The organism is Ruminococcus albus AD2013 (assembly GCF_000526775.1).
Taxonomy (GTDB): domain Bacteria; phylum Bacillota; class Clostridia; order Oscillospirales; family Ruminococcaceae; genus Hominimerdicola; species Hominimerdicola alba_A.
Genome location: NZ_JAGS01000001.1, coordinates 1,540,180 through 1,555,116, shown reverse-complemented (window position 1 = coordinate 1,555,116; position 14,937 = coordinate 1,540,180). Strand labels below are relative to the sequence as shown.

Here is a 14,937-nt window from a genome sequence, read left to right as displayed (position 1 = left end):
GGGCTTTTTTTGAAGGTGACTAGATGAACAATATAGCAATAGCAAAAGAAACGATAAAAATAACTTCCGAGCTTGAGTATACCGCTGACGGAAAAAAGGTTACTCTGCCAAAGCATGATACTTCCGCAGTAGAAGTGATAACTCCCGAAATGGGCAAAGCTATGCTGAATAAGGATATTTCGGAATACCATGTCGGTGCGCCCTGTATGATCGAGGTCACCTGCGAAGATTCTTTTACGGCCGCAGGCAGATTGACAGAACCAATGGTCATGAATTTCGCAAATGCACACAATCCAGGTGGTGGTTTCCGTCTCGGTGCATCAGCCCAGGAAGAATCACTGTGCAGATGCAGTACGCTTTACAGTTCCATCACATCTAAGACAGCAAGCGTGATGTACCGCTACAATAATACCCACCTCAGCAAGGTGGAATCAGATTATATGCTCTTTTCACCTGAGGTATGGGTCATTCGCAGCAGTGATCTTAAGCTGAAGGCAGATCCTTTCAAGGTTTCAGTCATCACAATACCCGCGCCAAACAGGCGTGGTGCTGCATTTTTAGCTTCCGACAGCCTTATAGAAGCTACCATGATCTCCCGTATAAGGATCATGCTGCATATAGCAGCTTCCCACGGCTGTAAAGAACTTGTTTTGGGTGCATGGGGCTGCGGAGCTTTTGGAAACTCACCGCAGAAAGTATCAGGATATTTCAGAAAAGTCCTGATAGACGAAGGCTATGAAAAATGTTTCACCCACATAGTTTTTGCTGTTTACGGTAAAACGGACGGCAAAAATATCACCGCTTTCCGTGAAACATTCTCGGATAGATAATCGCGGTTGAGTTATAATTTTGATATAAAAATTATTTGCGTGATATAGTTTTCTCAAAAAAAGTTGTATTATATAGTCAATGAAAACGAATACAGATATTTGATCAAAGGGTAAAAAACGGAATTGTTTTTAAAAATGAACGGAGGATATCGCATGAAAAAAATAGTTACATCAATGCTTGCTTTTATAACTGTTATGTCGTTTGCTTCCTGTGGAGATACCAAAACATCCGACAGCAGCAAGGCTGAAACAAAATCTTCCGCCGTTGAGATAGAATCTGCTGAGCAAACTGAATCTGTTGAAGAAGCAGTAACCGAGGACGACAGTCCTTATACTGTACTGGCTGATTTTTCAAAAGGTGAATCCGCAAGCTTTATTTGCTCAGATGGCTGGTCTAACGGCTCGCCTTTCGACTGCACATGGAAAAAGGATAATGTAACCTTTGAGGATGGTCTGATGAAGCTGACTATCAGCAGTGCTATTGAAGATGAATACAATGCTGCAGAGTACCGCTCCAACGATTTCTATGGTTACGGACTTTACGAAGTCAGCATGAAACCTATGAAGAATGTCGGCGTAGTTTCCTCCTTCTTTACTTATACAGGTCCTTCCGACAATAATCCATGGGACGAGATAGATATCGAGTTTCTTGGCAAGGATACTACAAAGGTGCAGTTCAATTACTACACCAACGGTAAAGGCAATCACGAATATCTCTACGACCTTGGCTATGATGCTTCCGAAGAATTCCACACCTATGGTTTTGAGTGGAAAGAAGATGCCATAACTTGGTATGTTGATGGCGAAGCAGTATACACTGCCACCGAGAATTTGCCTGTAACTCCCGGCAAGATCATGATGAACGCTTGGAACGGCAAGGGTGTTGACAGCTGGCTCGGCAAATATGACGGCACCACTCCTATCACCGCTGAATATCAGTTCGCACGCTTTACAGCGGCTGAATAATAAGCTTTCTTCCGTTGCTTTCCGAAAGGGGAGCAATGATACCCAACCATATCCATATATCCGTCCGGCGTTCACACACGTCTGACAAAGACTAAGACCCTTTCATAGGGTCTTTTCTTTTGCTGTCATAAATAGTGGATTGAAAAAGACGTTTCTGCATACGCGGAAACGTCTTTGCTGTTATTCTCTGTGCTGCCAGCTTATTCTGAAATAATTCTCGCGGTACTGCTTAGGTGTCAGACCGGTATGCTTTCTGAAGCAGGCGATAAAATGGCTGTGAGAGCTGAAATTCAGGTAATTTCCGATATCCAGCGGAGTGTACTCTGAGAATTTCAGCATATTTTCAGCTGCCTGTATTCTCCTGGACATGATGTATTCAGATATGGTCATGCCTACCTCCTGCTTGAAAAGCTTAGAGAGGTACTGGGGAGTCAGCCCAAGCCTGTCAGCGATCTCCTGAACACGTACACCGTTGTAAATGTTGTCGTAGATAATATCCAGACACATCAGAACGTGCTTTGAATATGCGTTGCCTGAATTTACCTTTTGCATACGCTTTGCATATTCTATGAATACCTCACGATGGATATCCTCAAGCTGATGAATGTCGGTGGCAACATCCAGCCTGTTGATGAAAATATCGCTTATAGTGTAACTGGTCTCGGTAGGCAGACCTTTTTCAATGCAGAATCTGGCAATCAGTGCAATAGTGATAGTCAGATGATATTTTACATTGCGAACGGGATCATCACTGAGTTTGCCGTAGCCTTCAACAGCCAGCGGAGTATACAGCTTGCGCACACGTTCGATATTGCCTGCTGCTACAGCAGAGTAGAACTCCAGCTCCTTCTCATAAGGCGAGTGTGTTTCGCCCGTTTCGCGCTGAATAAATTCACGTTGGGAAAGTTCCTTGTTGATGCCCACGAAGAGCGCCCCTTTCACAGATGTCTGTTTAATAGTATCATACCACATTTTTGTCTCCTTGTCAAAAATACGTCAGCACATAGTTAAGCTGATCAGCTAACATATTTGTCAGATTTCACAGAATTTCGCATATGTTGACAAAATTCGAGTCCGATATTCTGTGAAATATGACAAAATCACAAAACTCATTCAAAAAATATACAAATTTCCGAAAAACCAAAACGGCGGACTTAAAAAGCCCGCCGTTTTGAAAAACCGGAATATAAAAATGAAGGATATTAAAGCAAGATCATATTATTCCTCAGTCTTTTCCTGGGCCTCTTTGATGAGATAATCGAGAGCCTTCTCGTTCTCGGCAACAGTAGAAGTCCATGTGTATGACTCAGCAGGGTTCATAGAATTCTTGATTATACTATCGGTCAGATTTGAAAGATCGCTGGAAACGCCCTGTGCGAACTCAAATACAGGATGCTCTGCAGCTCTTGCATAGATCTCGTCACGCATTTCAAGCATTTCGTCGGTCCAGCCATAGTCGTTTTTATACTGGTCAAGAGTGATCTGGTGAGCTGCCTCGTCGATCTCTGCATATCTTGTGCAGTCGAGCCAAGCAGCAACTCCCTCGGGATTCTTAGCACCCTTTGCGATGCAGAAGCCGTGAACTCTTGAGGGAACATACATATTGTCAGAATCCTTAGCGCAGGGAACGGGCACGAACATTACTTCACCTGCGGACAGATCGCCGTAGGGAGCTGTAGTGCTGGGTGCGTCCTCTATTGCCCAAAGACCGATGGGATAGAACAGTGTCTCGCCGGAAGCGATACCTGTACCGAATACGTCGCCTCTTACCTTCCACTCATGCAGATGCTTGGGATAAACGACGTTATTCTTCTGGAGCTCGTACATCATATTCTGAGCTTTTGCAAGCTCGGGAGTATTGATGTTGTTTACGATCTTGCCGTCCTCCATGCCTACCAGAGGCTTACCAGAGGATTCAGTCAGTGCATTTTCGTAGTACCAGCCGTCCATAGCCCATTTATCAGCTTCTTCGTCGGTGAACTCAATGCACATCTCTGAAAGCTTGTCCCAATTCCACTCGCCGTTGTAATAAAGCTCAGCGGGATCTTCAAAGCCATTTTCCTCCATTACATTTTTATTATAGATCCAGATATAACTGGGGTCAACACGTGAAACTGCGACATAGTGACCGCCCTTGTACATGAACTGGTCATTAGCAGATTTCATAGGGCTCCACAGCTCGCTGTCAAAGTCAACATAATCATCCATTGGCTCGATCATGCTCTTGATTGCACCCTTGGGGAAAACGTCCATATCATCTGCACCTATAAAGTCAGGAGAATCACCTGACAGAATTGCGTTAGCAAGGTCATCGAACTTAGTTTCCCAAGTAGTCTGTCTGTAAATTATCTTACCGTTGTATTTTGTCTGGAACAGTGCCAGATCAACGCCGATATCCTTGTCAGCCGAAGCTGTAGGATTGATATCGTAGAAAGAGAACCAAACTATCTCGTTGTTTGCGAGCTCTTTATCTTCCATTTCACCGGCAAGTCTTGTTACAATGTCTTGCTGGCTCTCTTCGAGCTTCTTTTCAGGCATAGAGGATGCGTCGCCGCTCTTTTTGTCTGAATCGTCGCTGCTGCCTGAACTGCAGGCTGCCATACCGATTGAAAGTGCCAGTGCAAGAAGTGCTGCTGCTGTAAGCTTAATTTTTCTCATATTATATCCCTCCGTGTTGACCCTATGGTCATCGGTTATCAGTGCTTCTTCTTAGCAACGATAGCGCCTGCTGCTGCAACTGCCATCAGACCAAGTACTGCACCTGTAGCTGCACCGGTGTTGGAATTTGTGTTGTCAGTAGCGTCGGAAGCTGCAGAAGAAGTAGCTCCTGTGCCTGTGCCGTTCTTGTTATTATTGTTAGCCTTGCTGTCAGCCTTGGAATCAGTCTTTGAGTCAGCAGTGCTCTCTGTCTTGGACTCAGTCTTGCTCTCAGTCTTGGACTCGGCAGTGCTCTCGCCGCCTTCTGCCTTAGGTGCACCGAAGTCGATAGTGAAGTACAGTGTACCGCCGTTGAAAGCGCCTTCCTCTTCCCAGCCTGCAGTCTCGGGAGTAGCAGCGACTTCAACATCACCTGTATCCTCGTTTACCTTGTCAACAGGACGAATGTGGAATCTGATATCGCCTTCAGCGTCACGCTGCATCTCTGTTACGTTGAGCATATCATTGAATACAGTCTCAGTGCCGTCTTCAGCTACGAATTTAGCGTCTGTAACAGTCAGCTCGATAGGATAGCTTGCATCGTCAAGACCTGCCTTTTCAAGAGCCTTATCAACGTTGCATACCATAACGCCCATCTCACCCAGAGAGCCCTTGTCGGACATTGTCTTGTCAGCAAGGATAGGGCTGATCTTGTATTCAACAGAGATCTTACCCTCTGCATCGATACCGAACCAGTCGCTCTGGTTCCAGGACCATTTACCGTCATTGTTCATGAAAAACCCCATAGCTCCGATGCCATAGTATGCGTCATTGATATCAGCATTTGTCTCGCTAGGATATACCTTATCTGTCAGCTTTGTAGCTGATGCTGTCATTGCAAGTGTTGCTGCGATCACTGTTGCGGAAAGACCCGCAAAAATTCTTTTTGCCTTCATGTTTAATTCCTCCGTTAAACTATATTGCAAGGGCATTCGCTGCCCTTAGGTTGACTCAATTATAACTTAAAAATTGACTTTTTTATATAAAAAATATCACTTAAATATCGAAAATCTAACATAACCCTCGGTCATGTTCTCCAATTACTCCTTATTTCTCAACTCCTTTCGGCATTTTAGTTAACTTGTGCCGTACATCACTCCTTTCGGCGCAAAAATTATTTGCGGTCAAGTTTTATTCTTTTTCTTTGCACGGAATACCCCGAAGCCTGCACCGCATAACGCGGCAGCACCTATAACAGCGGCTATCACGCCTTTGTTATTTTTAGAAGCTTTTTTTCCTTTCTTTTCTGCATCGGAGTTTTCCGTTTTATCGGATATCCCCGCAGAAAAATCGGGAATGCAGTCCTTATCCTTTGCTATCAGAAGCAAAGATACGGTCTCGGGTTCCATCTCATATGTTATGGTGTTATCCATCACCTGAACTGACTTATTCTCGGTGTTATCTTTCATGTTGAATACCTGGGGTGCGATATTATTCAGTCCGTACAGATGCACATAGCTGTATTCTCCGCCCTTGATCTTGATATTCGCCGTAGTTTTGTCCTTGAAGGACTTGTTTGTTACCACCAGTGTGACAACATCGCTGTTATCTCCGAAGGTGGAAGCGTAAGCCGACGATCTTTCAAAATCGCTTGATTCGGTATGTCTCAGCGTATCACCGAAGTGACCGCCGTTATCATCAAAATCAGTAAACAGGTTTATCGCCGCACACTGATAATCAGCTTCCATAGCGAAAAGCGTTGCGAGATAAACATCGTTCTCCATAAATGCGCCCAGTGCGTCTGTTTCGGCTATCGCTCCGCAGATATCGTAGCTTCCGCCGAAATCATATTCGGTTATGGCTATCTTCGTTCCTGGATAGTATTGGTCGATCGACTGCTTCAGATTAGGCAGCAGCGGCAGGAAAGTCCCGCCCGTATCGGTTATCCAGCTATCCTCTTTGTAGGTGTCGTCCCACAGGCTTCTCACCGAATCGAATCTGGCCTGAACGCAGCCTTCGTCATTATAATGCTTGCATGAACGTTCGCCGCAGGGACCTTTAGCTTCGGTATAGTAATGAACATCCAGCGCATCCAGCAGGCGTGTGCCTGTTTCGTCCTCGGCCTTCTTCATTTGGTCAAGGTAGTAGTCTACGAACCAGCGGTAATCGTTTCTTTCAGCCTTGATATTCTTCCAGTCCTTTGCAGAAGAGAAAGTATCGAAAGCGCTGTATCCGAAAAGCGCAGGTCCGAAGACCTCTGCATCAGGGTCTATCTCCTTGACAGCCTTGGCCATAGCCGTGTTCTTCTCAACTATCTCCGCACAGGTGCATTGTTCGGGATGCATACGCGCATGGGTCATATGCCACAGGGAAGGTTCGTTATCCATCGAATACCCTCGTATACCGCCGTTTTTGGCGGAACCCAGAGTCTTTACCAGATAGTTTACATATTCATCCATATATACAGTCCCGTCCGTAAGATCGGGGCTGTCAGCAAATTCTTTTCCCTTGGTGATCTCCACCTTGTTCCACCTGTCCGACGGTGCTTTCTCACCTTCGGAAACCGCTCCGTTCATATCAGCCGAAACATAGCCTGCAAGCTGTAGAGTTGTCATTGGATAGGCGCTGTTCTTCTCCTTGCATTTTCTGCTGAGATTTATCGACATGGCGCCGGGAACATCTGCAAGTTCCTTATCCATTATCTGCGGAAAATAATTATCCGAAAAATGCTCCTTGTCCGAACCTGCATTTGAAGCATTGGTCTCCCAGTTGTAGGCAGAAGATCTGTTGCCTCCCGCACGTATCGCGGTAGGCATAACCGATGTGCCCATAAGTTCTTCGTTCACACCGAAGATGTACGGCGATATCGTTTTGCTCTCTTTTGAAAGATCAACGACTATATCCACCGATCCGCCCTCAGCACCCGCACCCATTGTGCATATGCTGAGTATAGCTGCGGCTGCCGTCATTGCAGCAGCTCTTTTGAGTTTTCCCATTGGTTCCTCCGAATATGAGAATGCTGATCCGCTGAGGAACACAGCATATAATATAGTTATATTATTAGCTATATTGTACCATATTAATTAGGATTCGTCAATAGTATATTACGAAATTTTGTTATTATTTCATCCTGTTAAGCAAAAACTGTCAGAAAAATGGCGTATTTTCGCAATATCGGTCTTGATTTTAGCAATTTTTGATGTTATCATAAAAAGTGTCAAACGCGGCATTCTTTTGTACAAACGGCTGAATAAGTACAAAAGATTTACAAAACAGCTTGCAAAATGGGGTGAGATGTGGTATAATGATTTAAAAATTTAAATTAAAATTAAGCATTGCATGGTAAGATTAAAATAATAAAAAACTATGCAAAGGAGCTGATATCCATGAGATTGCTACTGGCCGAAGATGAAAAGGAACTGTCCAACGCTCTCGTTGCAGTCCTTAAACACAATAACTATTCTGTCGATGCGGTATATAACGGAAATGACGCTTATGATTATATCATTGGCGCCGAATATGACGGCGTGATACTTGACATCATGATGCCCGGCTTGGATGGTGTCACAGTTCTCAGACGTATCCGTGAAAAGGGTATACAGACCCCTGTGCTGCTTCTTACTGCAAAATCTCAGGTAGAAGACAGGATAACGGGATTGGATTCAGGTGCGGATGACTATCTCACTAAGCCGTTCGCTATGGGTGAGCTCCTGGCGAGAATAAGAGCCATGACAAGGCGAAAGACTGAATTCTCACCTAATTTGCTTAAAGTAGGCAATGTTACACTTGACAGGGAAAGATTCGTGATCTCCACCGAAAACGGCGAGACAAGACTCGGCAATAAAGAATTCCAGGTGCTGGAAATGCTGATGCTCAACCGAAATATACTTATCTCCACCGAAAAACTTATGGAGAGGATATGGGGCTTTGATGCTGAGGCTGAGATAAGCGTGGTATGGGTCTATATATCCTATATCAGGAAAAAGCTTGCATCTGTAGGAGCCGATGTCGAGATCAAAGCCAGCAGAGGTGTCGGATATACCCTGGAGGTAAAAGAATGATAAAAAGGCTGCGGCGCAAATTTGTGCTGATAGCAGCCGCAAGCGTTCTTGCGGTGGAACTGGTAGTTGTGGGACTGATAAATATCATAAATATCGGCGAGACACACAAGCGCCAGATGCAGCTTATAGAAATACTCTGCGAGAATGACGGCGATTTCCCCGAATTCGGTATGCGCCATGAACAAATGCACAGCAGTGCTCCCGGCGGTGGATCATTTTCCCCTCCCGTGATGAACGGTGAACGGAAAAGGTTCCCTGATCTTGGCTTCAAGCTGAATGAAGAGACCCGTTATCAGACCAGATATTTCTGCGTTCGCTATAACAGAGAGCTTGTTCCCGTTGAGATAAATACGGGGCATATAGCAGCTGTTACTTCAGCCGATGCGCTGAACTATGCCGAGGAAGTCAGCCAAACAGGGAAGAACTCCGGATTCCTTGGCAATTACCGATATGAGGTAAGGGAAAACTTGGGCGAAACGCTTTACGTTTTTCTTGATTGCCGCGAAGACATACGCACCCAGCGCCTTTTTCTGCTGATATCAGCAGCGATATCTCTCGGCGGCTGGCTGCTGGTCTGCCTGCTTATTATCGTGTGCTCACGGTTCGCGGTCAGACCATTCATAGAAAACTATGAAAAACAGAAAATGTTCATAACTGATGCAGGTCATGAGATCAAGACCCCGCTGGCAATAATACAGGCTAATACCGAAGTCATAGAGATGATAGGTGAACCGAGCGAGTGGACACAAAGCATCAGAAATCAGATAGAAAGGCTAAATGGGCTCATAGCCGATCTGCTGAGATTGTCGCGTATGGACGAGGAGAACGTTAAGTTGGAATGTGAAGAGTTCGATTTGTCCGACGCATTTGACGAGATCGCGGGTCCTTTCAGGACTCTTGCGGAAAACAAGGGACTATCCCTTGAGATCAGGACACAGGAGCGTATCCGTATGAACGGCAACGTATCCTCCATAAGGCAGCTTGTATCCATACTTATCGAAAATGCCGTAAAGTATTGCGATGCGGGCGGCAGTATAGAAGCTTCCGTTGAAAAAACGGCAAGCGGCAGACACGCCATCATTCGGGTGAAGAACGACTGTGCTGAACCTCCCGAACAGCCAGAACGCCTGTTTGATCGCTTTTACAGGGCGGATAAGTCCCGTAAGCGCGAGGACGGTGAAACTAAGTCGGGCTACGGCATAGGATTGTCTGTAGCCAAAGCTGTTACGGAATCTCATAAAGGAAAGATATCATGCAAAGCCGAAAACGGCAAGATAGTATTTACTGTAAGGCTCAGGTGTCTGTAAAAAAATTTATGGAAGAATCAAATTGGTTAAGCTAGATTTAAGGTTGAGGGTCTATACTCTTAATCATAGAAGAAAATCTGGATTACTGTAAAGAAAAGAAACGGAAAGGAAAGTGATGATATATGGGCGCTATACAGGAAATTTTCAAGAGAGTTGAGAAGAAGTACATAGTTACCGACGAACAGCAGGAAGAACTTGTGCGTGCTATGACAGGCAGAGCGGCTGCCGATAACTACGGACTGACGACGATATGCAACATATATTACGATACTCCCGACCATCAGCTTATAAGGACTTCGATGGAGAAGCCCGTTTACAAGGAGAAGCTGCGTATCAGGAGCTACGGCGTTCCCACAAAGGATTCCAAGGTCTTTGTTGAGCTCAAGAAGAAGTACAAAGGCGTAGTCTATAAAAGACGTGTGGATATGTCACTGATAGATTCCTATGAATTTGTGAACTTTGGCGTATGCCCGGGCAAAAATCCCCAGATAGAGAAGGAGATAGAGTATTTCCTGAATTACTATCATGATATCGGACCTGCGATGTATCTGAGTTATGACAGAATAGCTTTTGCAGGGGTCGATAATCCTGATCTCCGTATCACCTTTGACGGCAATATAACCTACCGCGAGGAGGAAGTAAGGCTGGAAAAGGGTGTGTGGGGCGAAAAACTGCTTGATCCCCATACAAGGATCATGGAGATAAAGATCCCGGGAGCTATGCCACTGTGGCTCAGCCATCTGCTGGATGATATGAAGATATATCCCGGCAGCTTCTCAAAGTACGGTGAAGCTTACAAGAAAGTCTTCTGTGAGGCTCTCGATCAGGAAAAATATCTCAAGCTTAACCGCGAAAACGTAAAAGGAAAGGTGAACGATTGTGCTTAATGAATTATACTTGAATGCGGCGGACCTTACGTCATCTATCGGAATATCAACAGGAAAATTTGCGGGGTGCACCATAGTGTCACTCATCGTTGGCGCAATGATAGCTGCTGCCTTCTGCTTCAAACAGCATAAGACCAAGAGCTTCCTGACAACACTGGCACTTCTGCCCATGATAGTACAGGTAGTTATAATGCTGGTAAACGGCAATCTGGGTACAGGCGTAGCAGTTGCAGGTGCGTTCAGCCTGGTAAGGTTCCGTTCGATACAGGGCAGTGCTAAGGATATACTGGCTATATTCCTTGCAATGGCAGTAGGTATCGCAACAGGTACCGGCCATCTGGTACTTGCGGTTGTATTCACACTGATCGTAGGTGCCCTCAATATAGGATACCTCTATGTACCTTTCGGTGATGATGACGAGACCGAAAAGGTGCTGACGATCACTATCCCCGAAAGCCTTGATTACAGCCATGTATTTGATGATATTTTCAGACAGTTCACTTCAAAGGCTACTCTTGAACAGGTAAAGACCACCAATATGGGCAGTCTTTTCAAGCTTAAATACAATATCACACTGTTAAAGGGCGTAAGCGAGAAAGTCTTTATTGATGAGCTTCGTGTTCGCAACGGCAATCTTGAGATACTTTGCTCAAGAAGGATGTCTGACAGCGACAGGCTCTTATAATACTGTAAATTCTGTATTTTTTACTCGCCTGAAGGCTTATTTTTCGGGCGGGTAAAAAAAGCAGAAAATTAATGTTAGAAGTTTTAATAAATTAATAGGGAGGTAATCTGCGATGAGATATAGTGCGATGAAAAGAGCAGCTGCGATAGCAGCGGCACTGATGATGCTTGCAACGAGCGGCTGTGCGGATACAGGAAAGGATAAGTCCTCGAAAACTACGAGCACGGCAGTTGTAACGTCAGCGGATGCAAACATATCGGCTGACGATATCGAAGTGGGCTACGAAGAAAATGACACTGTTGACGCAGTATTTTCCGGCAGCGGCATAGAAGTCAGCGGCAGCGGAATATCCGCAGAAGGCACTGTCCTTACTATCACCGATGCGGGCACATATCGTCTGAGTGGCAGCTGTGTAAACGGCAGGATAGTCATTGAAGCGGATAAAGAAGACAAAGTCAAACTTGTTCTCAACGGGCTTGACCTGACCTGCACCGACAACGCCGTTATAACTGCAAAAGCCGCAGATAAAGTTTACCTCCTGCTTGAAAGCGGCACCGAGAACAAACTGAACGACGGTACCGAATACTCTCTTGCAGAGGGTGATAACACCGATGCGGCAGTATTTGCAAAGTGTGACCTTACCATAAACGGCGAAGGCAATCTAAACGTAACGGGTAATTACAAGCACGGCATAGTATCGAAAGACGACCTTGTCATCACAGGCGGAAATGTCACCGTGAACGCGGTATCATCAGCACTTTCGGGCAAGGACAGTGTAAAGATCAGCGAAGGAACTTTTGACCTGACATCGGGTACTGATGCTGTCAAGTCAACCAATGAAGAAGAGGAAGGCAAGGGCATAATAAGTATTACAGGCGGTACATTCACTATAAACGCAGGCGGTGACGGAATTTCGGCTGCAAAGGAACTTCAGATACGCGGCGGGGAGTTCGATATCACCACAGGCGGCGGAAGTGCAAACGCTTCTATGAAGTCAGACGGTATGCCGAACGGTGATCGGATACAGGGCTTCGGCGGCAGAGGTGACTTCGGAACACCGCCCGATATGGGCGAACATCCGGATTTCGGAGATTTTGACCCATCGGAATTTGAAAAGAACGGCGAACGTCCCGATTTCGGCGACATGGGCACACCTCCCGAAAAGCCCGATGGTGAAACTTTTGGTAAAATGGAAGAAAGATCAGCCGATACCAATAAAGACATTTCTTCCGAAAATGTTGATACTTCCGCAGATACTGAAACAACTTCGGCTAAAGCGCTGAAGAGCGGCGGTGCTATCATCATCGAAGACGGCACTTTTTCGATAGATTCCGCAGATGACAGCCTGCACTGTGACGGCTCGGCAAGCATCAGCAGTGGAAACATCTCGGCGAGTTCTGGGGATGACGGGATCCACGTCGGCGGCGACCTGGTCATCAGCGGCGGCACAATCGATATCTCCAAGAGCTACGAGGGCATCGAGGGCATGACCGTGACTATCACGGGCGGCGATATAAATGTTACCGCTCAGGACGACGGCATCAACTGTGCAGGCGGCAGTGATACGGGTTCATCGGACCGCATGGGCAGGGATAGCTTCGCTGCTCAGGAGGGTGTATACCTTAAAATAAGCGGCGGCACACTGAATGTAAATTCAGCTGGCGACGGTCTTGATTCCAACGGCGACCTTATCATCGAGGGCGGTACCATCTTCGTGAGCGGGCCTGAAAACAGCGGAAACGGCTCCATAGACCACAATGGTGCCGCAAGCATCACAGGCGGTACGATAATAGCATCGGGTGCGATAGGCATGGAAGAAATGTTTGAAGAAAACGGCACCACACAGTGCGCGGTCCTTCACGATTTCACACAAAGCTTCTCAGCTGATACCGAATTCACCGTCACAGATAAGGACGGAAATGCTATCCTGACTTTTACCAACCCCAAGACATGGCAGGGCGTGATATTCTCATCATCTGACCTTAAACAGGGTGAGACTTATATAGTATCCGCAGGCGGCGAAAGCGAAGAGATAACTCTTGAGAATGTCATTACCTCAAACAGCAAAGGCGGCTTCGGCGGTATTGGCGGCCACGGCAATATGAGGGGCGGTAAATTCAAAGGCGAAAACTTGGATAATTTTTCCGATGTATAAATATACCATAGAAAGCACTTCTGTCAGCGCAGAGGTGCTTTTTGCGGTGATAATTAGTCAATACGAGCAGTTGACATTTGCTTAATAGTGTGTTAAAATAAAGTATATATTATGACAATTAATTCAGCAGAATGCTTGTCGGAATTTTTTCAAAAGGGGAGGTGTCCGGGTGGAAGAGAATGAATTGACGGGTATGCTTGAACATATCGAAACAATAGGCGAACGTTTTTCAAGGATAATGAACGTCCTTATAATCGGCTTCCTGATATCGGCTGTACTAAGCTTTCTTTGTGCTGCAGGTGCTCTGATATATGATAAACTTCCCGAGGAATTCGCCAAAAGCTTATATATAAGGGAATTCGACCTCAATGCTTTCAACCTGACGATAGCTTCCGACAGCCTTGATGAATACTACGTTGCAGGCATCGGCTATTTTATATACTCCCTTTATTCCGCGCTTGTGGTGATGATACTCAGCTTTTATCGAAAACTTGTCAATGCTGTGGTCGGTAAAGGTCAGCCCTTTACGCAGGAAGCGGGCAGAATGATGAAAAAGTATTCCTATCTGACTCTTTTGTTCATCATCTCGGGCAATCCCGTTGTGACAATACTCATGTTCATGATACTCAGGCTTTTTGCCGTGCTTTTTGAATACGGCGCGTATCTTCAAAAGAAAGCCAACGAGACTAACCGTATACAGGAAGAAATAATTGTATCATTCGCTGAAATAACCGAGAACAAATCGGGTCAGACAGGTCAGCATATCAGGCGCGTGGCTGAGTATTCAAAGATCATAGCCGCCGAGATGGGGCTTGAAGCTGACAAAGTCCAGCTTATCGGTCTGGCATCGACCATGCACGATATCGGCAAGCTGATAGTGCCCTCCGAGATACTGGACAAGCCCGGCAGACTCAATGATGAGGAATTCGCAACGATAAAGACCCATACCACCTATGGTGCGGCACTTCTCAGCCGTGTTGAGGGCGATATTATGCAGCTTTCAAAAACTATTGCGTTGGAACATCACGAGCGTGTTGACGGCAAAGGCTATCCCCTCGGCAAGGAGGGTCATGCTATCGCCCCTGAAAGCCGTATAGTAGCGGTAGCCGATGTTTACGATGCTCTCACCAGCCGCCGAAGCTACAAAAAAGCCTGGGACCCCAAGGACGCATATAACGAGATAGTCAAGAATTCGGGTACCCAGTTCGATGAAGATGTCATTGATGCTTTCAAGTCAGCCTATGACAAAATAGAGGAAGCCAGAAAGCGCTATGCTGATAAGGATACCGTGGAGGATGGTCAATTGTAAAAAAAATGTTAAAGACATTGACAAACCTGTCGGATGGTGTTATAATATTTTAGTCTGAATAGGACGTAATAATGAATGCTACATAGAACTACTGTCTGAA

At 45.7% G+C, this 14,937-nt stretch carries 12 protein-coding genes; 8 read left to right on the top strand and 4 right to left on the bottom strand.

Translation table 11 applies throughout. The features are described from left to right. The first annotated feature begins 23 nt into the window (after positions 1-23). Both N773_RS0106875 and bglS read left to right on the top strand, forming a co-directional pair. Positions 24-830, top strand: coding sequence for a TIGR02452 family protein (locus N773_RS0106875; protein WP_024857100.1), 807 nt, complete (start codon positions 24-26; stop codon positions 828-830). 153 nt (positions 831-983) lie between these two features. After that, positions 984-1,796, top strand: a complete 813-nt coding sequence (gene bglS / locus N773_RS0106870; RefSeq protein ID WP_024857099.1) for a beta-glucanase — start codon at positions 984-986, stop codon at positions 1,794-1,796. 180 nt (positions 1,797-1,976) lie between these two features. Here bglS and N773_RS0106865 read toward each other — a convergent pair whose 3' ends face one another. The 4 genes from N773_RS0106865 to N773_RS0106850 form a co-directional block, all read right to left on the bottom strand. Continuing rightward, on the bottom strand, positions 1,977-2,768 hold the full coding sequence (locus tag N773_RS0106865) for a helix-turn-helix domain-containing protein (RefSeq protein ID WP_051454265.1): 792 nt from the start codon (positions 2,766-2,768) through the stop codon (positions 1,977-1,979). A gap of 246 nt (positions 2,769-3,014) precedes the next feature. After that, positions 3,015-4,454, bottom strand: coding sequence for an ABC transporter substrate-binding protein (locus N773_RS0106860; protein ID WP_024857097.1), 1,440 nt, complete (start codon positions 4,452-4,454; stop codon positions 3,015-3,017). A gap of 38 nt (positions 4,455-4,492) precedes the next feature. Beyond that, positions 4,493-5,389, bottom strand: a complete 897-nt coding sequence (locus N773_RS0106855) for an NPXTG-anchored protein (RefSeq protein ID WP_024857096.1) — start codon at positions 5,387-5,389, stop codon at positions 4,493-4,495. A gap of 228 nt (positions 5,390-5,617) precedes the next feature. Continuing rightward, positions 5,618-7,429, bottom strand: a complete 1,812-nt coding sequence (locus tag N773_RS0106850; RefSeq protein ID WP_024857095.1) for a glycoside hydrolase family 44 protein — start codon at positions 7,427-7,429, stop codon at positions 5,618-5,620. Between the two features lie 390 nt (positions 7,430-7,819). Here N773_RS0106850 and N773_RS0106845 point away from each other — a divergent pair, with 390 nt between their 5' ends. The 6 genes from N773_RS0106845 (at position 7,820) to N773_RS21130 (ending at position 14,837) form a co-directional block, all read left to right on the top strand. Next, the gene (locus N773_RS0106845; RefSeq protein WP_024857094.1) at positions 7,820-8,494 is read left to right on the top strand and encodes a response regulator transcription factor; all 675 of its coding nucleotides are present in this window, start codon (positions 7,820-7,822) and stop codon (positions 8,492-8,494) included. Then, positions 8,491-9,801 (top strand): sensor histidine kinase, encoded by a 1,311-nt coding sequence (locus N773_RS0106840; protein ID WP_024857093.1) that lies wholly within the window; start codon positions 8,491-8,493, stop codon positions 9,799-9,801. Before N773_RS0106845 ends, N773_RS0106840 begins: the two co-directional genes overlap by 4 nt. Positions 9,802-9,923: 122 nt before the next feature. Then, the gene (locus tag N773_RS0106835; protein ID WP_024857092.1) at positions 9,924-10,688 is read left to right on the top strand and encodes a polyphosphate polymerase domain-containing protein; all 765 of its coding nucleotides are present in this window, start codon (positions 9,924-9,926) and stop codon (positions 10,686-10,688) included. Then, positions 10,681-11,373, top strand: a complete 693-nt coding sequence (locus tag N773_RS0106830; RefSeq protein WP_051454264.1) for a DUF4956 domain-containing protein — start codon at positions 10,681-10,683, stop codon at positions 11,371-11,373. Before N773_RS0106835 ends, N773_RS0106830 begins: the two co-directional genes overlap by 8 nt. A 112-nt stretch (positions 11,374-11,485) precedes the next feature. Beyond that, entirely contained in the window at positions 11,486-13,528 is a 2,043-nt protein-coding gene (locus tag N773_RS0106825; RefSeq protein WP_024857090.1) for a carbohydrate-binding domain-containing protein, read from the top strand. Positions 13,529-13,697: 169 nt separating this feature from the next. Beyond that, positions 13,698-14,837, top strand: coding sequence for an HD-GYP domain-containing protein (locus N773_RS21130; RefSeq protein WP_024857089.1), 1,140 nt, complete (start codon positions 13,698-13,700; stop codon positions 14,835-14,837). Positions 14,838-14,937: the final 100 nt, after the last annotated feature.